Origin of the sequence: Bythopirellula goksoeyrii (assembly GCF_008065115.1) — a bacterium.
Lineage (GTDB): Bacteria > Planctomycetota > Planctomycetia > Pirellulales > Lacipirellulaceae > Bythopirellula > Bythopirellula goksoeyrii.
Window position 1 is genome coordinate 1,577,143 of the sequence record NZ_CP042913.1, and the last position, 20,634, is coordinate 1,597,776.

The 20,634-nt window shown below is 53.3% G+C and carries 17 protein-coding genes; 8 read left to right on the top strand and 9 right to left on the bottom strand.

Annotation, left to right across the window (positions count from 1 at the left end; translation table 11 throughout):
• Positions 1-68: 68 nt before the first annotated feature.
• The gene (locus tag Pr1d_RS06270) at positions 69-1,010 is read left to right on the top strand and encodes a 4-(cytidine 5'-diphospho)-2-C-methyl-D-erythritol kinase (protein WP_148072734.1); all 942 of its coding nucleotides are present in this window, start codon (positions 69-71) and stop codon (positions 1,008-1,010) included.
• Between the two features lie 30 nt (positions 1,011-1,040).
• Entirely contained in the window at positions 1,041-1,664 is a 624-nt protein-coding gene (locus Pr1d_RS06275; RefSeq protein WP_148072735.1) for a SpoVG family protein, read from the top strand.
• On the opposite strand, the gene Pr1d_RS06280 is transcribed toward Pr1d_RS06275, so the two are convergent.
• Positions 1,661-2,461, bottom strand: a complete 801-nt coding sequence (locus Pr1d_RS06280) for an undecaprenyl-diphosphate phosphatase (protein WP_148072736.1) — start codon at positions 2,459-2,461, stop codon at positions 1,661-1,663. The genes Pr1d_RS06275 and Pr1d_RS06280 overlap by 4 nt on opposite strands.
• Before the next feature lie 180 nt (positions 2,462-2,641).
• On the opposite strand from Pr1d_RS06280, the gene Pr1d_RS06285 reads away from it, so the two are divergent.
• Positions 2,642-3,268: a DUF4339 domain-containing protein gene (locus tag Pr1d_RS06285; protein WP_148072737.1), complete on the top strand. Its 627-nt coding sequence runs from the start codon at positions 2,642-2,644 to the stop codon at positions 3,266-3,268.
• Positions 3,269-3,391: 123 nt separating this feature from the next.
• On the opposite strand, the gene Pr1d_RS06290 is transcribed toward Pr1d_RS06285, so the two are convergent.
• From Pr1d_RS06290 to Pr1d_RS06300, 3 genes are all read right to left on the bottom strand, one after another.
• Positions 3,392-3,880 carry a hypothetical protein gene (locus Pr1d_RS06290; protein ID WP_148072738.1) on the bottom strand — a complete coding sequence of 163 codons (489 nt, stop codon included), beginning with the start codon at positions 3,878-3,880 and terminating at the stop codon, positions 3,392-3,394.
• Positions 3,881-4,402: 522 nt separating this feature from the next.
• Positions 4,403-4,951 (bottom strand): hypothetical protein, encoded by a 549-nt coding sequence (locus tag Pr1d_RS06295; protein ID WP_210417904.1) that lies wholly within the window; start codon positions 4,949-4,951, stop codon positions 4,403-4,405.
• 191 nt (positions 4,952-5,142) lie between these two features.
• The gene (locus Pr1d_RS06300; protein ID WP_148072740.1) at positions 5,143-6,642 is read right to left on the bottom strand and encodes a QueT transporter family protein; all 1,500 of its coding nucleotides are present in this window, start codon (positions 6,640-6,642) and stop codon (positions 5,143-5,145) included.
• Positions 6,643-6,850: 208 nt separating this feature from the next.
• Here Pr1d_RS06300 and Pr1d_RS06305 point away from each other — a divergent pair, with 208 nt between their 5' ends.
• Entirely contained in the window at positions 6,851-7,264 is a 414-nt protein-coding gene (locus Pr1d_RS06305) for a DUF6960 family protein (protein WP_148072741.1), read from the top strand.
• A 176-nt stretch (positions 7,265-7,440) separates the two neighbouring features.
• Here Pr1d_RS06305 and Pr1d_RS06310 read toward each other — a convergent pair whose 3' ends face one another.
• Positions 7,441-10,662, bottom strand: coding sequence for an efflux RND transporter permease subunit (locus tag Pr1d_RS06310; protein WP_148072742.1), 3,222 nt, complete (start codon positions 10,660-10,662; stop codon positions 7,441-7,443).
• Between the two features lie 331 nt (positions 10,663-10,993).
• The gene (locus Pr1d_RS06315) at positions 10,994-12,130 is read right to left on the bottom strand and encodes a BBP7 family outer membrane beta-barrel protein (protein ID WP_168205085.1); all 1,137 of its coding nucleotides are present in this window, start codon (positions 12,128-12,130) and stop codon (positions 10,994-10,996) included.
• A gap of 541 nt (positions 12,131-12,671) precedes the next feature.
• Here Pr1d_RS06315 and Pr1d_RS06320 point away from each other — a divergent pair.
• From Pr1d_RS06320 to ribD, 3 genes are all read left to right on the top strand, one after another.
• Positions 12,672-13,724: a transaldolase family protein gene (locus tag Pr1d_RS06320; protein WP_148072744.1), complete on the top strand. Its 1,053-nt coding sequence runs from the start codon at positions 12,672-12,674 to the stop codon at positions 13,722-13,724.
• Between the two features lie 217 nt (positions 13,725-13,941).
• Positions 13,942-16,074 (top strand): SEC-C domain-containing protein, encoded by a 2,133-nt coding sequence (locus Pr1d_RS06325; protein WP_148072745.1) that lies wholly within the window; start codon positions 13,942-13,944, stop codon positions 16,072-16,074.
• A gap of 67 nt (positions 16,075-16,141) precedes the next feature.
• Positions 16,142-17,245 carry a bifunctional diaminohydroxyphosphoribosylaminopyrimidine deaminase/5-amino-6-(5-phosphoribosylamino)uracil reductase RibD gene (gene ribD / locus Pr1d_RS06330; RefSeq protein ID WP_210417905.1) on the top strand — a complete coding sequence of 368 codons (1,104 nt, stop codon included), beginning with the start codon at positions 16,142-16,144 and terminating at the stop codon, positions 17,243-17,245.
• A gap of 82 nt (positions 17,246-17,327) precedes the next feature.
• Here ribD and Pr1d_RS06335 read toward each other — a convergent pair whose 3' ends face one another.
• The 3 genes from Pr1d_RS06335 to Pr1d_RS06345 form a co-directional block, all read right to left on the bottom strand.
• A complete protein-coding gene (locus tag Pr1d_RS06335; RefSeq protein WP_148072747.1) occupies positions 17,328-18,701 on the bottom strand; it encodes a hypothetical protein in 1,374 nt (457 codons plus the stop codon).
• Positions 18,698-19,237, bottom strand: a complete 540-nt coding sequence (locus Pr1d_RS06340; protein ID WP_148072748.1) for an RNA polymerase sigma factor — start codon at positions 19,235-19,237, stop codon at positions 18,698-18,700. The genes Pr1d_RS06335 and Pr1d_RS06340 overlap by 4 nt, the downstream gene beginning before the upstream one ends.
• A gap of 122 nt (positions 19,238-19,359) precedes the next feature.
• The gene (locus Pr1d_RS06345) at positions 19,360-19,779 is read right to left on the bottom strand and encodes a secondary thiamine-phosphate synthase enzyme YjbQ (protein WP_148072749.1); all 420 of its coding nucleotides are present in this window, start codon (positions 19,777-19,779) and stop codon (positions 19,360-19,362) included.
• A gap of 502 nt (positions 19,780-20,281) precedes the next feature.
• Between Pr1d_RS06345 and Pr1d_RS06350 the strand changes: the two genes are divergently transcribed.
• Positions 20,282-20,512 (top strand): hypothetical protein, encoded by a 231-nt coding sequence (locus Pr1d_RS06350; RefSeq protein WP_148072750.1) that lies wholly within the window; start codon positions 20,282-20,284, stop codon positions 20,510-20,512.
• The last annotated feature ends 122 nt before the right edge of the window (positions 20,513-20,634 follow it).

Sequence of the window (20,634 nt, forward strand, 5' to 3'; positions counted from 1 at the left end):
TGCTGTTTTTGGGTCCAATGTTGGGTTGGACCAACAGCTTTGCGTGATATCGACTCTGGACGTACAACATGGTTCCCCGTAAGGCTGGTACCGACTGGGAGATCCTCGCTCCTGCGAAATTGAACTTGTACTTGAAAGTTCTCGGCAAGCGCTCCGATGGTTTTCATGACCTGGATACGCTCATGGTCCCGGTGCAGCTATGCGACCAATTGCGCTGGTGTCCCGAGAATTCAGGACGGCCAGTTCAGGCTGAATCTTGCTCGCTAACTGTCGATTCTCGTGCTCTCAATCCAGGTCCAAGTTTGCATTCACTCAATTCCTCAGAGAATTTAGTGCTGCAGGCAGCCCATCTGGTCGCCGCCCGAATTGGCCGACCACCCCACGGGCATTTCCAGCTCACGAAACGAATACCCTTGCAAGCTGGCCTCGGGGGAGGCAGCAGCGATGCAGCAGCTACTTTGCGACTAACAAATGCCTGCTGGAAAGCAGGTCTTGCGGAGTCGGAACTTGCTCAATTGGCCGCTGAGCTGGGCAGCGATGTCCCGTTTTTCCTGCATTCCGGCCCTGCTATCTGCCGTGGCAGAGGCGAACGAATTTCAACCGCCGCTGGACTAGCGAATTTGCACTTTGTACTGGTGAAACCCTCCTTCGGCCTCTCAACGGCGCAAGTTTTTCAGGAGTTTTCGAGTTCTAAGGAACAGATACAAAGTTCGAATGACAATTCAACTGCTAGGCTCACTAGTTTGATTGGCGCACTACAAGCTGGGGCATTGTCAACTGCTAGTCGCTGGATGACTAACTGTCTGGAGTCCGCTGCAGCGCGGATCGCTCCAGAAATTCTGTGTATCAAAAACTTATTAGCGGATGCAGGTTGCCGGGGACAACTCATGACTGGCAGCGGCTCAACCTTATTTGGAATTGCTCGATCAGCAAGGCATGCGAGATGGATCGCCCGACAACTATCGGCACAAAGCATGGGAACTGTGTTGGTTACGTCAACGAGTTGGTAAGGCGACCAATGAATCGCAAGGAGACTTACCATGTATATTTCTGAAGTGCGAATTAAACTGATGGAAGATCCTGGCGAAAGGCTCAAGGCCTTTTGTTCGATCACATTCGATAACTGTTTCGTCGTGCGCGATCTCAAAATCATCGAAGGATCCAATGGCCCTTTCGTAGCTATGCCCAGTCGCAAGCTGACTTCCCACTGTTCGCGTTGCGGCATGAAAAACCATCTCCGGGCCCAGTATTGCAATCAATGCGGCTCGTCGATTAGCCACGATCACATGCCGCTGGATGCCGATGGTCGAGCAAAGCTCTATGCTGACATCGCCCATCCCATCAATTCCTCCTGTCGGGAGATGATTCAGGATCATGTAATCAATGAGTATTACGATGAACTTGATCGCTCGAAACTCCCCGGCTATGTATCACGGTATGACGATGTCGATGTCGAACTAGGCTACGAAGAGGATGTGCCCCAACTGCCGCGCAAACGTGAGACACGAATTGATCAGGCCCATAAAGACTCCTCGCCACATGAATCTCGAAAAGGAGACGTAAAGAGCAGTGGGCACGAGAGTTCATCTTCGAGAGCCCCGGGAGGCAAACCTCCGCATCAAGTCGAAGATTCCTTCGGATCAGGTATCTTCCCGGATGCTTAGAAGAGAAGCCGCCAAGCGACAACAGTGATTCCCAGCGGCACGAGATAGTAGGCGAACATCGCGAGTCGACCACGACGGACAAAGCGTATCAACAGGGCTAATGCTGCCAGGCCTACGACAAACGAGATGAGAAAGCCTACTGCCAGCGTTCCCAGCGGCGTTCCCGTAGTGCCTTCTTTCAATGCCTCGAGCATTTCTAGCACTCCACCACCGGCAATAGCCGGAATCGCCAACAAAAACGCGAAGGTCGAAGCGGACTCCCGCTGCAAGCCAACGCCTAGTCCTCCGGCAATGGTAGCACCGCTGCGAGAAATTCCTGGTAGCAATGCAAAAGCTTGGAGCATGCCGATCTTGAGAGTGTCCTGCCAATTTAGTTGTTTGTAGTCAGTTGATCCTTCAGTGCGATTGGAAGCCCACCACAGGAGCACTGCTGTAACGGGAAAGCAAAACCCTGCTACCAGTGGATTGGCGAGTATCAAATCGCTCGTTGCAGCAGGGAGCCCCTTCTTAAGATAAATTCCAATCACGGCCGCCGGTATTGTGCCTAGGATCAAAAGTGGTATCAGCCGACGATCCGAGGTAAAAAGTCGCAAGATTTCGCGGCGATAATAGACCAACACGGCAAGCAAGGTTCCCAGATGCAACACAATTTCAACTTCAACCAGATCCTTGACCGGTTCACTACCAAGCGATTGGAAAATCGCGTTGGCTACCACGAGGTGTCCTGATGAACTCACCGGCAAGAATTCAGTGAGACCTTGCACAATCGCGAGGAGAATGATTTCGAAGATTGTCATTTGCTGCGGGTCTCACAAGTATGGAATTCGCGTCTGCTAGTCTCTGAGTCAAAGTACCAACTATAATTGCCCACTATGCTCATGTCAGCGGCGAAAACAGTCACTTCTCGTCGCATCGAGTGGTCGTTAAGCTAAAGAATAGGTTGCATCCTGGTGAAACCCTGGCAAGATTGAAAGAACATGGGAATTCGCTTCTTTTGCCCGAATGGCCACAAACTCAATGTGAAAGGATTTCTCGCGGGCAAGCGGGGGATCTGTCCCGAATGCGATGCGCGCTTTCTGGTTCCTATGGAAAGCGGTGGAAGAGTTGAAGCCCTTGAAGAGCCTACCGAGTTGCTGGGGTCAGATGTACCCGCACCGGCCAATCATAGCGACTCTCTGAAAAAGGAAGAGGCCCATCTTGCTGACACCGACTGGCACGTTCGTGGTGCCTCCGGTGCTGAACAAGGACCGATTCCTTACGCCCAGGTGAAGGCTCAAATAGAGATTGGACAGGTCGACAAGGACTCTTGGGTCTGGCGGACCGGGTGGCAAGATTGGCAACGGGCAATCGATGTGTTCCCCGAAATTGAATCAACCCCCGACGGATCGAATGCCAACACTGTTAAAGACATTGGGGCAATTCCAAGTAATCCGGAAACCATTGTAGTTGAAGAAAGTGGTTTTGTTCCTCAGGAATCTGTAGCAGTAGCAACTCATCGCCGTCTTCAACGAGAACGTCGTCAACGTGCGAGAATGGTTACTCTGGTTCTGACCGTTCTGATTTGCTTGCTGGCGCTAGTTCTCGGGATAATACTTTCGCGGTAAAACGCAGAACTTCCCTCGAACCAGGTCACACTGACAGGCGAAGCACCAAACAAAAAAACCGGTCCTCGCGTTGAGGACCGGTTCTCGTTTCTTTCAACTGTACTTTCTGCTATGGCAGAAAGCTCAGGTGGTGGAATCGCTCTGAGGAGCCTGGGGAGCTGCTTCTGGAACAATCTCACCAGCGGCTTCGCCACAGCTGCTGCAACCTTCGACGGCGGCACCACCACAACTGCTGCAACCTTGGACTTCACCACAGCCACAAGGAGCGGCACTGCAGGAGCAAGTTGTGCAGCAACCAGCACGACGAGCCTTACGGGCCTCGCGACGGGTCATGCATTCGCAGCTGCATTGGCTAACTTCACAACCGCAAGGAGCGGCGGCGGAGCAACCACATGGAGCGGCAGGAGCAGCTTCGCAACCACAAGGAGCAGGAGCAGCTTCACATGGGCAAACTGGCTCGCTGTAGCAAGCTGGAGTAGCTTCACAGCATACAGGCTGGCAACAAGTGGCGGGCTTGCAGCACTTGTTCTTGCGCTTGAACAAACCAGCTTCGGCGCTCGAAGCAGCCAACATCACCATTACAGCAGTCAACACGATCATAGCACGTTTCATAATGTAATCCCTCCTCTTGGGAAAAACCCGCGCCGCGGTAAATCGGAATACGTTTCCGTTAACGGCGCAACAAATTCTCTACTTCTTTCACCGTCAAAATTCTTGCCCCGAAGTGCTACGACGGCCAGTAGCGGCGGGGGAAATCAAACCTGTATCGCTTCAGCCACTGCACATTGATGCACGATCCGGCTGCTAATTTTCTGACTTTACGAATTAGAAAACTTAGGCCGACAAAATAACATGGCTACTTTTGATGTCAAGTGGCTCGTTAGCCCAAAAGAACCAAATCACCAGCCTCTACAGAGTCTCTTGAATACGAGAGAACCGAATGAAGTCATCGAAACCTAAGTTTCACAGGCATATCGGGCAAGTAGCGAAATTCGTCCGCTTTTTTCAGCAGTGAGAGTGGCTTTCCGTAGAAGTCGGTAACCAAATTGATCGCATGGTAAAATGCGTTGGATGCGGTGAATGGAGAAAGGCTGGTTCCGCCTAAGCTGCCTCTTGCATCACATCTCTGAGGAGCTATCGAGGACCTGCACGGAAAGGGTCCTGTGAGGGCTGAGATGCTTGTCGTGGCGTCGAGGGAGAGTTCTGTTCCGTTGCACTCACCGAAGACGGCATCGCAAATTGTCCGGGATTCTCGAAGTCCATCACGATGGGTGGCTGGTCCTCGCCCAATTCGGCTGCCATGCCTGAAATACGCCACTGCCCACCGTTTAACTTTAAAGCCCAGGTGATTTTCTCCTCCTGAGGCTGACCGTCGGCGTCCAAGTCCTTCCAAGTCGATTCAACTACTGCTTTGTCAGCATCGATCATTTCGACTGCGCCTACCCGAAAAGTAGCCGTGTCGCTCCCGGGAGGTGAGAAATTGAGTTCCAACTCGCTTGTTCTTTTCAGCGCCAGTGGAGTCAGTCGCTCGCTGGCTGTTTCCGTTTCGCCCGCGCGGACTGCACTTAGGAATTGGTGCACTACCTGGGCCACCGGATCGCTAGGCACTCCGTCTCCAGCCGAACTGCTCGACGAGTTTTGCGATCCGCAGCCGGCAGTGATAGCTATCAGTGAAAGAGCCAATATTTGAACCGGGTAACAGCGCATCGGTGACCTCAAATTTTGTAGCTTAGGAATGTGCAGGCTAGATTATCTAACCCTGCATCCTGCAAGGGGCGGGAGTGTGGCAAAATTCCGATGTGGGGTCAAGACTAAGCGACGCCAAGAATAGGCCTGACTGGACCACTTGCCGGAACCTCAAGGTCGAGGAAAAGCTATCTACCCGCACTGAGCCCCTCGTCGACTGCTTGCTGATCACGACGATAGAGTGCTAGCTGTGACTCAAAGGTGGCAGCGCTGATCTGCCAGGAGGGCTCCGAGCTGACGAAGCTTTGGCAATGAGCCACCAAGACGCGGTGAAGAAATTTGAACAAGTGGCGGGGTACGCGAAGTGCCGCAAAGGCTTCGATTAACCTTGCGCTGGTTACGTTCTGCTCAAACAAGTTCTGCAACTGAGGGTTGGATCCCTCTTTTCCACAGGCCTCGACCCGCGCATTGGCCAGATCATAGAGTGCAGCGCCTGTCCATTCGAGCGAGGGGATCATGTTTTGCTTGTCCAAGCGAGCTCGCTGGAAGAAATCATGCCCTTCCTGCTGCATGCAGTTGGCCAATTCGATTGGCAACAAGAGCTTCAGACCCAACCCCGGTTGCTTGAGGAACTTGTTGTCGAGCATCGACCAGACAAGTCCCTTCATGTTTTCTTGGGAACCGTTAATCAGGTGAGGCTCGTCGACGCGATCTACGAGTACCACGATGCCCGAGAAACCCAGTGCCTTGAGCACCCCTTGGAATTTATAGAGCAGTTCGTAGCGATCGTCGGTGCGACGCTTGTTGGGCAAGGGTTGCCCATTGATATCGTGACCGGAGAACTGCATGAGCACCTTGCGCAAGGGATTGATGTCCCGATTTACGCAGCGCAAATGTCGTGAGACGGAGAAGGCTTGTGGCCACCATCGCCATACTTGGGCAAGCCACGGTGCCCAGCCGAGAGCCATGATCAGCCACGGCCAAACCGTGGTGAGCCAACTCCACTTGCGCAGGTAAACAATAGTCCCCGCGACCACCAACATCGTTAGTAGGCCGAGTGCTCGAATCCCCCAACTTTGCCAAGGTCTGTATTTCAGGATGTGGCGCAAACGATACCAACGTGCATCAAACGATTCAGAAAGCGAATCATCGTAGCAAGAAGCCAACAGCAGCAGATCGCGGCGCTGGAAGTGATCGAGGCGCGATACGGCCTTTTCGGGCAAAGTATTTCCTGTGGGACCTGAAGTTTGGGAGATGTTCAGGAATCGATCGACGACATCGGTTACGCCTAGCGAGAGGATCGCATCCATATGGTCCCAGAGCTTCCACTCTTCAAGTACCTTCGTTGGTTTGCGGCGCGTGCGACTACTCAGTCGTTCAGCGAAGCGATCCAGGAATGGATTGAAATCATCGTATTCGATCACGAACGCGCCATGGTCTTTGTGCGTTCGATTGAATTCTTCGATTTGGGCGGTGATCTGTAGACGCATGGCGGTCTTGCCGGCACCTTTTTCGCCAAACACGATGGATGTGCCGGGGTTGGCTGGATCGCCGTAGACCTTGTCCCAGTTCGGATGAAACGTACTAGTGCGGCAACGTCCCTGAAAGACAGGATCCGTTTGTGCATCTTCGTCTGCAAACGGATTCGTGGCCATTCCATGATGATCAAACAGGTCGTGAAGGTTCATAACGCGTCGGGGGGTGTTCGAGTAGACGATAAAGTGTCATGCATTTGGGCGAAATTCGGCCCTTTAAGTATAGGTTGTCTGCTGGCGTTTCCTAAGGAGAAGTGCTCAAGCTCACTGTCGATACAATCGGTGCAAGCTGGTCAATTGTGCGTCCTTTGGATAATCTGGAAATAGATAAGGGCACTTATCACGGATCGAGAGAATCACTATGAAAACAGATCCCAAGTACGGCTATTATCCCTGGTGGCCCGAGGACGGCGACGATTGGATCCACCCCGAGGATGCTGAGTTGGCCCGCACACTGATCCCCAGCCCGCGCGTTTTCTGTCGGGACGGTGAGCAAGAGCCCTATGTCCTGCTGCACTATGGCGACGTGCTTCTTCGCGTCAAGCGAACTCTCTGGCAGGCTGTTGAGCCAGAAGGCTTTGGGATCGGAGATTGGGTCGAGGTACTTTCCCGCGGCATGCGCAATACCCCACGTACGGCTGTCATCCATGAAATGCACTGGGACGCCAAAGATCGGAAGCTCGTCTATCAAGTGACGGAAAATGGCGTACCGGTTCCCAATCAGTACGCGGGAGAGGATCTAAAGCACGTTGACCCTCCTAAGCTTGAGGAGTGAGCCGTAGGCAGCGTCATCGGATTGACCACTCTTGAAATAGCGTCTGTGGAGGAGGGCCGGCCGTGCGTAGCACGACGGCTCTGAGGGAAGTCCTGGAAGAACGCCGTGTGGGGGAAGCGTGGGGCGCGTGTCGGAGCTGAAGCGAGCTCTTCTTCAGTGGGGCTAAGTCAGCTCGGCTAACGTTGGGGAGTTTCGCGGCGGAGGTTGCGGAGGCGGGCGTGGAGGGCAGCGTGGGGGCCGTCGACAAGGTCTTTGCGGTCTTCGTCGCTCAGCAGGGTGCGGGTTGATTGCGCGGGTAACTGCGAGTCACGCGATGCGAGAGGGGCGGGTACGGCAGGCGCGACTTTGGGAGCAGTTGGAGTCGGAGATTGTGGCTCATCCGAAGGGTCGACGGGCGAGGAAAAATCGTTGAGCTGGCCGCTCCGGTGCAGTTCTTCGATGAGTTCTTTGGTGGCATCGGCAAAAGCACCAGGGGTAGCGAGAGCAGCAGTGCCTTCTTTAGAAATGCTACCTCCAAAGAAAACTCCCAGAGGACTGGCCAAGATCGCTGGCAGTAGAAGCAGATCTCCGACCAAGGCGGCGCCGAGCATGGAGATCATCAGGTAGCCAAATTGCTGGGTCGGTGTAAAGGTACTCGTGGCAAATACAGCCAGGCCGAGGCCGCCGATGAGAGTCGTTTGGAGCATGGCCATCGCACAACGGTCATAAGCCAGCATTACTGCCTGGACACGGCCAAGACCGATCTTGATGCCGCGGCGGAACCAAGTGAGGAAGTGAATCGTATCGTCCACCGCCACACCAAGCGCGACGCTCGCGGTCATCATAATGCCGATGTCCACTTTAATTCCCAACCAACCAAGTGCACCAAAGATGATGACGATAGGAAACACGTTGGGGATCATCGAAATGAGGCCGGCCATCGGGCTCTTGAGCAGGAACATCATCACGACGGCGATCAGCACGGTGGCCCACATGATACTTTCATTGAGACTGATCAACAGCTGTCGCTGGGTCTTGTAGACCAGCGGGACCATTCCCGTGTAAACCGAGCGAATTGGGCGCGGTTCATCCGCATTGCCAACATTGACGGCTGCAGAAGAGAGGTCGATATCAAAATCCGTAACGTCGATTAGGGGAAGCCCTCGCTTGGCAAAACTTTTGGCAGTCGGATCGCTCCCGGCCGAGACCAGAATCAGCGCGTCCTGGTTGCTAAGCGCTTTGATTGCTCGGTCGACATAATCTGCATCATTCTTATGCTCGTCGAATTCAGAGAGATTGTAGAACGAAACGGCACGAGCTTTGCCGCCACTCTTGGGCTGCACACCACTCTTCAGCAGCAGGCTTCGTAACACAGATTCTTGGGCTGTTGGTGTAGGTTCGGGATCGCCGTGTGGGGTTCGGTAGAGGATCGTAACTTGTGACCCATCGAGTTGTTTGCCCTGTTCGTGAAGCTGCTCGACGATCATGTCGCGTTGTTGATAAGCGACGAGAACCGGATCGACAGCGGCCTTAAGATCTTCAACAAACTCGCCGTAGTCGATGCCACCATTGTCATTATCTTGATCACCCAGGGCGGCGACGCGGGCACTAACTCGCCAAAGTTCGCGTCCGGTCTCCTCATTGGTTTTCTTATCGCGCTCCATGCGGAGATAATCACCAGAAAGAAGTTGTTCGCGGTGTTCCTCGAGGCTCTTGTTTTTTGCATAGTCGGCACTTCGGTCGGCACCGCCAATGCCAGTATTTGTACTCTCAGGAGTGAAAGTTGCGACGGACATCACACGACTTATCTCGGGGAATTCTTCGATGCGGCTTTGAATCTCTCGCATGAGGTCCAGTCGCTCGAGCATGGTCATACGATACTGCTTGCCATCGGCTTCAGCATGTTCCTCGGCGGTACGGATTTTTTCTGGAGGTACCGTCAGCACAACTTCCATGGGGACGAGATTCCCCAGGTTTTTCTCCAACCAGGCATAATCGTGGATTAGGCGAGTGTCCTGGTCGAGCAGTTTTAACAGCTGAACGGACGTGCCAATCCGAGTGAAACCAAAAGCAAAGATTCCCATCACAACCAACCAAAAGCAGCAAGTCCAAACGTTGCGGCCGATGACAATCCCAAAGAGACGCAAGGCCCAATCGGGAAGGTGTCCATGTTCGTGATCACCCGATTGACGCTTGATTAAGTCGTCGCTGATGGGGAAGCGGTGCAGGAATACTGGCAACAGGGTGAACAGAACAACGACGGTTCCCAACACCGAAATGCCAGTGAAGAGGCCGAATTTTTTGATGGGGAGAATGTCGCTGGTAAACAGTGAGCCGAGACCTACAGCCGTGGTGAACGCCGCCAGCGTGCAGGGCCACCAGCCATGGCGCACCGCCGATTCGGCTGCGCCTTTGAGCCCTTGCTCGCGGCGGGCATCGCGGTAGTAGTTGACAATATGGATCGCACCGGAGAGGCCCAACACGTAGACAACGGCAGGCATCGACATGAGAATCGCGTCGACGGTGCCAAGTCGTGGCCGATCAGACCCCGTGACCATCACTTCCAGGATGCCGAAGTAAAAGACGACGGCCAAACTCATTCCAGCGCTGAGAACCCCAATAGCGAAAACAATGCTGGTGATCTTCACGCTGCGAAAACACCAGTAGGAAAGTCCGAATCCGACCAATCCGGCAAGCAACGCAAGCCGGATAAGGGTTCTCTCCCCTTCGACGTCGATCGTGATGTTGTCCACAGGAGGACCGCCCATGTGGATGGAGTCCGCGGAGATGGCACACTCGGTGGTTGCGATCTCGGTGATTTTCTCAATCGCGGCACGCATTGTCTTGTTGTCTTTAGTCGCTTCCTCGCTCAGGAAGACAATCAGACAGGTGGTGCGGCTCTCGTTGCCTAAGGAATTTCCCTCAGCATCGCGCTTGACCGGTCCCACAAGGGCACCCTCGAGTCGCTTTACGGCATCGCCATAGCCTAGACTTACTGGCGGTGTCGTAAGTTCTTCGAGAACGGCTGGACCGCTGATGACTCGTTTATACCAACGGGATCGTTTGGCCAGATCAGAGTCGGGGCCAGCTTGGGCAAGTGCTTCCTTGCCGGGGATCAGTTTTCGCTCGAGTTGGTCGAGCTTCTCTGTATTGCCCAGCGTGCAGTCATCCCAGCTTACAAGGGCAAACTGTTCACCGACGAAGTGGTCGCGAAACCAGCGCAGGTCAATTGATTCCGAATAGTTTGGCGGGAGCCAGTCTTCGGCCTTGTTGGTGTTGCTTTCGATGGCTCTGCGGGCACCGCGAGGCAACAAGGCAATGAGAAACGCGGCGGCTAGCGCCAACAAGAAATAGTTGGGCTGCCCAAAGGTCTTGCGAGCCAGAAAGGAAGGCTTGTCAATCTGATCGGGAGAGGTCACTGGGATTAAGTCTCGAATGGCTTTCTACAGACAGAAAAAGCGGGACTGCCAGCAACGCTTGCCCGAGGTTGCTTCTCAGACGCAAGAAGGTGCTGCCAAAAATGCCTTCACAGTAACCTAGGCTAACGAGAAATGCTGGATAAGTCTACGTCGAACTGGCAGGGAAGAGCCGGTTAGGCAAGAGGGATGGCTCTGAATCGCAATTTTTCGGTTTTTGCTCAGTAGCTTGCTGCCGAACAGGGCGATGCCAGAGAGTTGGAAGCTAGCAATCTCTTCGCCTAGGTCAAAGGTTGCAAGGACGAATTGAAGCTTCCCTTTGGTCGCCTTGAGCTTACCAGTAGCTCTCGAAGCCGAATCCCCCGCCGAGGTAGAAGAGGTCGCCATTTTTTCCGATGTAGGGACTTCCACTGGGAACGAAATCGACTTGGTAGGGCGCCAATGCTACACCCGTGACTTGCATGACTTCGAGACTCGTTCGAATAGAAAAATTGGGCCGCAAGTGCCACCTGCCTATGAGCGATCCTTCGCCAATGAAAGAGAGGTTGTCCCCTTCGAGATCAGTGCTTCCCGAGGTCACGTTTCCTGAGACATCGAAGTTTGACTTCAAGTGTATCATGTTCAAATACATTCCGCCCTTTATTTTTCCGGTAATGCTCCAGCGAGCCGTCTCATACGCATGCGATACGCCCAGTTCCGTGCCGATGAAATGATTGCCCGTTTGAACCAGGTAATTGCCCGTTTCATTGTCGCCGTCCCCATTGCCATCAGGGATTCCGAAGGCATTGATATTCAATTCTTCATCGAGACTGAAGTAGCGTACACCAGCCAGGAAAGCATTCGTATTGGAAGGTTGGGCACGTCGCACCCAGTGTCCGCTGGGTTCGAGTTCCATGCGGTCCTTCTGCATTCTTTGCTTGACGTTGTAAGTTAACTCGAAGCTATTGAACCACGTGGTATAATCGAAACTCATGCGTTGGGCGCTGTCAAAACTAGGATTCCCGTTAGCTATATTATTGGGCATCACCAGATTGCCGCCCTCAAGTTGCGAATCCTGGCCGTAGTTGCCGCCACCAAAGATCGTAAACTCCATGGCGTGATCGCGATTCTCATGATCGCGAAACAGGAAACGGCCAACACTCAATCGAGGAGCTCCTTCGGCACATGAAGAACCGTCGATCGCCAAAGTATTCTTGAGTCCGCCAACCACTATGGTGTCGAAATCTCTTGCCAGGATGACTTCGTTCGCGTTAAACGTACGCGCGAAAATCACCGCATCTGCTTCTGCATACCAGAATCCTCGGCGCAACCAAGTACCCGTGCTTTCCAGCAAGGCAGGGCGGCAGTCGAAAGAGCGAAAGCTGTCTTCCGCGTAGTCCACTGGATTGGGGTCAAAATCCCCTGCGCTGAGCGGAGTCGAAAGAGGTTCCGCAATGGGCTCGGGAATCTGCTCCTCGGAAGGTAGCATCATCCTTTGCATTCCAGAAGAGGTCGCCTCTTCTGATGCATCGTAAGCGAATTGAGGAGGGAGAACTCCGAGAGTTTGAGATCCGAACAGATCCTCTGCTGTGACCGCTCTACAGGAGAACGCCAGCACACTTAATATTAGGAATCCGACTAACTTATTCACCGCAAAGACCTCCCCTTTGGAACGACAAGCAAAATTCTAGCGCATCATGTGCGGAAGCATTTTTGTACAGAGAATTCATCGTCCTCTAGTCAGGTAAGATGCAGGAATAACCGACAGAATCGTAAAAATCATTAAAAGCCAGCCAAACGGCAGGGTTGTCGATAAGCGGGCTAGTTTCGCTAAATTGACTGGATTGCCAATATTCGGCACTTGTCGGAGGTAGACGTTGCGTTGAGAATCGCGGGTGGAGTGTCATCAGCAATGCGGTTCGGCGCTAGCTGCTGGCCGGGCTTGTAAGATCGGCAGCCGACTCCTTTCCACTCGCGAGGCCACCAAGAGCGCAAGCAATTCCACCCACTTGTCATCAAGGAGCGAAGCTATCATGTCTCAGCAATCTTTGACCTCACTTATAAATACAGGGACGAAGCTATGGCTTGATTCGGTCGACCCCGATTTGATCGCGGAGAATGTGAAGTTGGGCGCGACCGGGGCGACTTCGAACCCCATTATCATCAGCGATCTGATCAAGACCGGGCGTTATGATGAGCAACTCTCAGCGCTAGTAAGAGACGGATGCTCGCCTAGCGATGCTGCGTGGCAGTTGAATGATTTGGTGGTTGCCAACGCGGAGCAAGTATTCGAGCCCACCTGGCAGAAAACCGGAGCAGACGATGGCTATGTGAGCTTCGAGGTCGATCCGCTGCTGGAAGATCCCACTGCGGGTATGCCTCTGGATGATCGTGTGGCAGGTTACGTTTCTGAGGGTACGAAGTGGTCGCAGGGGCATCAGAATCGGATGATCAAGGTGCCGGCCACACCTGCGGGGATTCGTGCGCTGCCGGAACTGGCGGCAAAGGGGATTCCGCTAAACGTCACACTGATTTTTACTATGCGACAATATGAAGCGGCACGCGATGCCATTTGGCAGGGAGCGCAGAATTGCTCATCGCTCGATACATTCAAAAGTGTGTACAGCATTTTCATTTCCCGCGTTGATGTGTACACCCAGAAGCACGTGCCTGAATTATCTGCCGACGCCCAGGGACAAGTGGGTATTCTGAATGCTAAGCAACTTTGGGTAGCGAATCAGGAGTTCTGGTCGAAGCATGCGACTCCCCTAAAGCAAGAGATTGTGTTCGCCAGCACAGGGACGAAAAACGCCGAGGATGACCCGTGGAAGTATGTGATCGCGTTGGCAGGGAGCGATATCCAAACCAATCCACCTGCTACCAATGAAGCGATCGCTGAGCATGATCTCACGTTCACCCGCACGGTTGACAAGATGCCCCCGACGGCGATCGTGAAGGAAATCGAGCAGAAAGTAGATATGGAAAAACTGGAAGAGACCCTGATGCAGGAAGGCATCAAAAAGTTTGCCGACCCCCAGAAGGCGTTGCTGGCGCTTGTTGCTGAGAAAGCGAAAGAACTTGTTTAACAGCGTTAACTCCAAGATGTCTTAGCCACGGATTGGCACAGATGAAGCACGGATTAAGAGGGTCTTTATTCCGATCCCGTCCGTGTTCAATCCGTGGCTTAATAATGATATTGGTTGCGGTGCCATGCTGTGCTGCCTTATCATGCAGCATGCGTCTTCGAAACTGATTTCGAGCGAAGCTGATTCAGCATTCCATCTAACCCTCTGGTAGTTTGTTATGGCTATTGATCCTTATTCTCCGTGTCCGTGTGGTAGTGGTAAGAAACTCAAGTTTTGCTGCCCGGATCTTGCTGCCGACATGGAAAAGATCCATCGCATGGTTGCGGGGGATCAACCTCATGCAGCGATGAAGCATTTAGACGCTCTTATGCAAAAGCAACCGGATCGGGCGTCGCTCTTGGATCTGCGTGCCAATCTCGAACTTTCCATGCATGAGTTCGACGCTGCCCGCAAGACGATTGACCACTACCTTGCCAAGCATCCCCAGAATCCGGCGGCACATGGTCAGAAGGCAATACTCATTGCCGCAACCGAAGAGGGGACGGCAGCCATTGGGCCGTTACAGGACGCGCTGGAATTGCTCGACGACGACATGCCCCTGCATGTGTTTGAAGCACTCGGATCTGTGGGACATGCGCTGTTGTTGGAAGGCGAGCTGATCGCCGGTCGGGGGCATTTGCTCCTCTACGCTGGAATCGCACCTCAAGACGACAACATGGCAATCAAGCTCTTGTTGCGAATGAATCTGCAAAGTGGGTTGCCCCTGTTGATTCGCGAGCTTTCGAACCCGCTGGATTGCCCGGACGATGCACCCTGGCAAGGTGAATTCGATCATGCCTCACGCGCCATCGGTCGCGGGCAATGGCGGATCGCAGAGGAAATCTTGACTTCCCTGCGGGACAAGGCAGGAGCAGAACCGGCGATTGTTTACAATCTTGCCTTGGTGCGAGGCTGGTTGGGCAATATCGATCGTTTTGCTGAAGGCCTGCACGAATACGCGCGAATTGAGCCGAATGAAGAACGAGCGGTCGAGGCCGAAGCTTTGGCTCAACTGATCGATCCGAATCTGGAAGACCCCAAGTTGGAGACGGTACGGATCGCCTATGCGATTGCGGACGAGGATGCATTGTCAGAACGGTTTGCAGAAGAAGCGCGTCTGGAAGAGTATCCCCTCAATCCGGACGAATTCGACGAGGATACACCGAGGCCAAGGAATAGTTTTATCCTGCTCGATAAACCTACACCTCAAGCACGTCCCGATCTCCAGGGGGATGAAATTCCGCGGGTGCTGGGCTTTCTTAGTTTGTTTGGCAAGCGGACAGATCGCGGTGCCCAGTTGGAGTTGACGACCGATCGTGATGAAGGTCTGGAGGTGACCAAATCGTTGCTGGTCGACGTGGCAGGAGATTTGCTCGGTGAACTACTAGAGGAGGAAGTGGTCGCCGAGAAGTCGCAAAGCGAAGAATCGCTGAGTTGGCGGTGGCGACTTCCACCAAGGACACCACTGGATCAGAGGAATCGACTGGTGGCTGAAGAACGCCGGAGAGCGATACTTGAGCGGTGGACGGCGGCACCTCGTGCCGCGTTGGAGGGCAAGAGCCCTCAGGAAGCGGTTGGGAATCCTGAACTGCGGCTTGCGTTGTTAGCCAGCGCGTTGATTATCGAACAGGCCGCCGATGACCCAGCAGAATTGCCGTTGTTCGCCGAATTACGCGAACAACTTGAGTTGCCTCCCTTGGCCAGCATTGACCCGACTCAGATTGTAGATCGTCGGTTTTCCATCGTGCGTGTGCCGCAACTCGAATTTTCCAAACTCACTCTCGATCAACTTGAAGGATTTTTCAATCGGGCGACGATGCTGGGGGCGAATTTGGCCATCCTATTGACCGGGGGCGAAATCGTCGCTCGTGCGGACGAAACGCCCAACATCGATCTGGCGAGGGTATTCCAGCAGTTGGTGCGAGTTGATCCTGATGTTGCGCGATCGCAGGAGTGGATTGCCAAGGCCCGCCAATGGGCTGAGAAGAATCATCGCTCGGTGGCCGAGTGGGCACTGCTGGATTTGGAACTGGCGATTGAACGCAACGACTCGGCGACTGCCCAGCATGTGCTTGAAGAACTGCGGACGGTTCATATCAATGAGCCCGGAGTGGCCGAGGAGACCTATCGGATCTTGTATTCTGCTGGGCTAATCTCGCCACATGAAACCAGCAGACCAACTCCACTTGCCATGCCAGCGAGCCCAACGCGAGATGATGCTCAAGGAGGAAGCGGACTTTGGACTCCGGAAGGTGAGAGCGGAGCAGCTCCAGCAGTTGGCAGTGGTAAATCCGCGATTTGGACACCGTAGGGTGGGCATTGCCCACCACGGATCTCAGAACAACCAATCTGGTGGGCGGTGCCCACCCTACGAAATCATGAGCAAGTCCGGCGATCAAAAGTATATGGCACGTGCTCTCGAGTTGGCCGAGCAGGGGCGCGGTTTCGTGGAGCCCAACCCGATGGTGGGCTGTGTGATCGTCCGTGAAGGAGAGATTGTCGGTGAAGGGTGGCATCAAAAGTTCGGGGGACCGCATGCAGAGATTGAAGCTCTAAGTGCCGCAGGTCAAGCCGCAACAGGTGCAGACGTGTTTGTGTCGTTGGAGCCTTGTTGCCATCAGGGAAAAACTCCCCCGTGCACCGAAGCATTGATTGGGGCAAAAGTTGCACGGGTCGTGATCGGGTGCCAGGACCCGAATCCTCAAGTGGCGGGCAATGGAATCGCCAGCCTCCGTGAAGCAGGGATTGAAGTCGAGCTGATTGCAGACGATGGATCGGCTCACAGGTTAGTTGCACCTTTCGCCAAGCTGATGACCACGGGGAGGCCATGGGTGATCGCCAAATGGGCGATGACCCTGGACGGCAAGCTGGCGACGCACACCGGCGACAGCCAGTGGATCTCAAGCGAAGCATCACGAGCGGTGGTGCATCATGTGCGGGGTCAGGTCGATGGAATTGTGGTGGGAAAGGGAACCGTTGTGCAAGACGATCCCACGCTCACCGCGAGACCAAGCGGCGCGCGGATTGCCACCCGGATTGTCCTGGACTCGCTGGCGACGCTACCCATGGATAGCCGTCTTGTAAAGACTCTTGACCAGGCACCCCTGTTGCTTGTAGCCAGGGAGGACGCCCCGGCCGGGCGACTCAGTTCGCTGCAATCTATTGGCGTGGATGTGCTTTCCCTTGCGATGGGGGATCACGAAGATTTCATTGGCCAGTTGCTGGATGAGTTGGGACAACGGCAGATGACAAACCTCTTGGTCGAGGGAGGCGCTACTCTGCTCGGCACTCTCTTTGACTTGGGAGCCATCGACGAGGTACATGTCTTTGTGGCCCCGAAGCTAATTGGTGGCCAAGCGGCATTGACGCCCGTTGCCGGCCAGGGATTGGCAGAGATGGCCACGGCACTCGAATTGGATGAAATCGAGGTAAACGTTCTCGGCGGCGATGTTCATATACATGGCTATGTCAGACCGCGTTGAGCAATCCTTCCTATTCGCCCCACAGGGTCGCCACAATGCGCCGTCGCCTGGCCCGGTTGCGATGTTCGCACAACCGGACCCTTCACTCAATCGATTCAATGTCATCCAGCGAGAATAGTTCCTGCTGGGAGTTGTTTGGCAACGTGCGGCGTTGAGCCTCAAGGATAATCTCTTGCAATCGCTCGGGTGGAAATCGCAGTGGTTTTAATTCTTGAGATGTACGGGTTTTATCATCGGTAACCTTGATTCTCAGTGCGCATTCTCCAATCGTCTCTTTGTCTTCAGGAAGAATCAAAGACCATCTCCATTGGGTATCATTCACCTTGTTCGTCGAAAGAGTGTGCTCGCGGCAAATACGAGACTGATTGCCCTGGTAAAGCTCAAATGTAGGCTCGCGGGCAAAGAAATCTTTCTCTCCCTCTTTCGCATCGTACTGATACCAGCAGGCCAAAACAGCTCGCTCGTTTATGTTTAAGCTGTGCCATGATCCTAGCCAAGTTGTGTCGGAGCCCCCTTCACCGTACGGCGACAATTTGATGCCTTGCATGGTTAGGTCCGCTGCCTTTTTAGCATCCAGCTTGATTAATTTGTAATCCTGAGGGGCTTGAAAGGAGAAGAGCGAGCCAGGCGGTTCGACATCAACCTGAATGACTTCGCTCCTATGGAGCTTTTCGACACCTGATTCATCCACAGTGCTGCTTTCCGATTTCATCGGGATGCCAGTCAATCGATTGAGCCAAACCAGATGTCGCCCTTCAAATGCAAATGGGACCTCCTCTTGGTGGTATTCATACACGTCACAAAAAACCCCCTGAAAATCTTCGGATCGAATCTTGCGATAATATTCAGGAGGTCCCTGGAGGAAATTACTAGCGATGCTGGACTGGATAAACGACTCCACCAAGAGTTCAGTATAAAAAGCGTCGCCGGCGACATTCGCGATTGTCGCTTCTCTGTTGTCGTCTGACACAACGATTGTCTCTTTGCCATTGCTGGCCATGTATGCGCTCGTTACGGTCGAGGGCTTTCCGCCACCTGGAATGCTGAATCCATAAGACCGATAACCGATACAATTCGGTCGCTTGGCGTATAACTCCGTTGGGAATTTTTCTAACTTCTCGTCGCCATGCTCGGAAGTGATTGTTTGGTAAATCCACCCTTTCAGGTGTAGGCTACGAATGGTCATGAGCCTCTCTGCCAAGTGCTCCATGCCATAGACAGTCTGGGGAGTTCCCCCGCCAAAAGACAGAAGTAAACCGATCGCTACCAGCAAAAGTGCTGCCACAGCTAGTCGTGAATATGTCAACCACTTAGGAAGAGGATTGGTATTGTCAGGGTGAGTGGCGATCGATGCGCATGATAGTAAGTTGAGTAATTCCTTGCGGCACCTATCATGTCGAGCATCAAAGGTGTCGTAGTAGGAACGCAACATGTTATCGTTTGGCTGTAGAATCATTGTCTTATCCCTTTTTTCGAGGTCATTTGCTTGGCCAAATTCTCACGCGCTCGCTCTAGCAGTTTGTAGAAACCTGAAGCGGATAGTTCGAGTACTTTCTGTGCAACTGGGGCGGGCTGTTCAGTCAGGTAAAAAATGTGAATTGCGAGTCGTTCGCGTTCTGGAAGTCGAGAGATGGCACGATGGAGGTCTTCGAGTTTCGAAAGTTGGCAATCATCTGTATCTTTAGCGTGCAGGTCGAAAAAAGGTTCCATCTTTAGATTGTTTATGGCGTTATTTCTTCTATGCCAATCGATGGTCATGCGACGCGCGATTTCGACGAGCCAAGAACCAAATTGGTCGGCATGTTGAAGCTGCTCCAATTTGTGAAAAGCTCGCAGAAAAACCTCTTGAGCCAAATCCTCGGCATCTGCTTGATTTCCCAACCGGTCATAGCAGATCGCCCGCACGAGACGTCCGTACCGATCATAAAGTATCCCAAAGGCTTGTAAGTCCCCCGCTCGGACTCTCTCTACCAGTTCTGAACAGTGTTCCATTTTCAAGATTCCATAGTTGGGGGGGTAATCCGCCTCAATCAACTAGACGAAAGAGTTGATAGAGATTCCACTGAAATCTATGAAAAACGTGAATACTAGCTATTACAAAGCGCAGGCAGCCTTTATTCGCCCCACAAGGTTGCCACGATCCGCCGTCGCCCGGCCCGGTTGCGATGTTCGCAGAGGTAGATGCCTTGCCAAGTACCCAGGCAGAGCTGGCCCTCGGAGATGGGGATCAGCTGGGAGCAGCCCAATAGCGACGATTTCACGTGGGCCGGCATGTCGTCGGGGCCCTCGCAGGTGTGACGATAGGGGAACGATTCAGGAGCGATTGCCGACAGGCTGCTTTCCAGGTCGAACGGGACGTCGGGGTCGGCATTTTCATTGATCGACAGGGCAGCCGATGTGTGTTGTAAGAAGAGATTGAGCATCCCCATGCGAATCTGGCTGATCTCGGGCAAAGCCTCCACCAATTCAGACGTAATGAGGTGGAAGCCTCGCTTGTGGGCTTGGAGTTGCACCTGTTTTTGGAACCACGGCATGGTAAGTACTTTTGGGGTAATAAATTCGAGGTATGAATTGTTGCAACTACCAATGCTAGCATCTGTTGCGGGCTTTTCCGCACTCAAGTGTCTAGATGTCCACTAGCCGGGTGGACAATTTGACCGGCCAACTTTTTTTCGTCCAGAGGTAGATTTGGCCGCTGGAAGCTCGGGATTTGAGGGTTCAAAGCCTGCCACGGCTACCCATACGGCACATTTTACCCTCTCGAATCTCGTCCATCTGCTTTTTGTCAATACCTATCAGAAAAAAACTTGACTTTGTGTTCTGTGTGGTAATAATCACTTACTCAAAGGTTTGACGAGCTAGGCAAATATTGGTTTTGGGAAGCGACCCCTTCCTGGGATGGTAGTGTCTGGCAATTTGTGGTGAGTTTTCCTTCCCTGTCGAGTTGGTCACACCAGGTTCACCGTAATACTGCTTTTTTTGGAGTGAATCTGGCCCCGCCGGGACCAATAATGTTGTTGTAGGAGTGAATTAAAAATGCCAGACCCAAAATTGAAGAATGTTTTTGAAGCGATCTTGAAGTATGGTCACGACGAGGATTTTGCTCCTCGAGTCGATGACCAGTTCAAGAGCACCCAAGCCCCCGCCGGATCCCGTGAAAAGCTGGAAGTTATGGCCGAGCGGATTCGCATGGGCCATCCCTTGTGGCACTCTGATGACCGGGCTGATTACAGCGGTCTAACGGGAGCCGTCCGGCCGCGTGATTAGTGCTGGGTGACAAGAAGTTAGTAAGCAGAATTAGAACGAGCCGTCCGGAGATTTCCGGGCGGCTCGTTTTGTGGGTTCTGCTACTATCGATTTCGAACGGAGGAAGTGAACCGCGTTCCTCT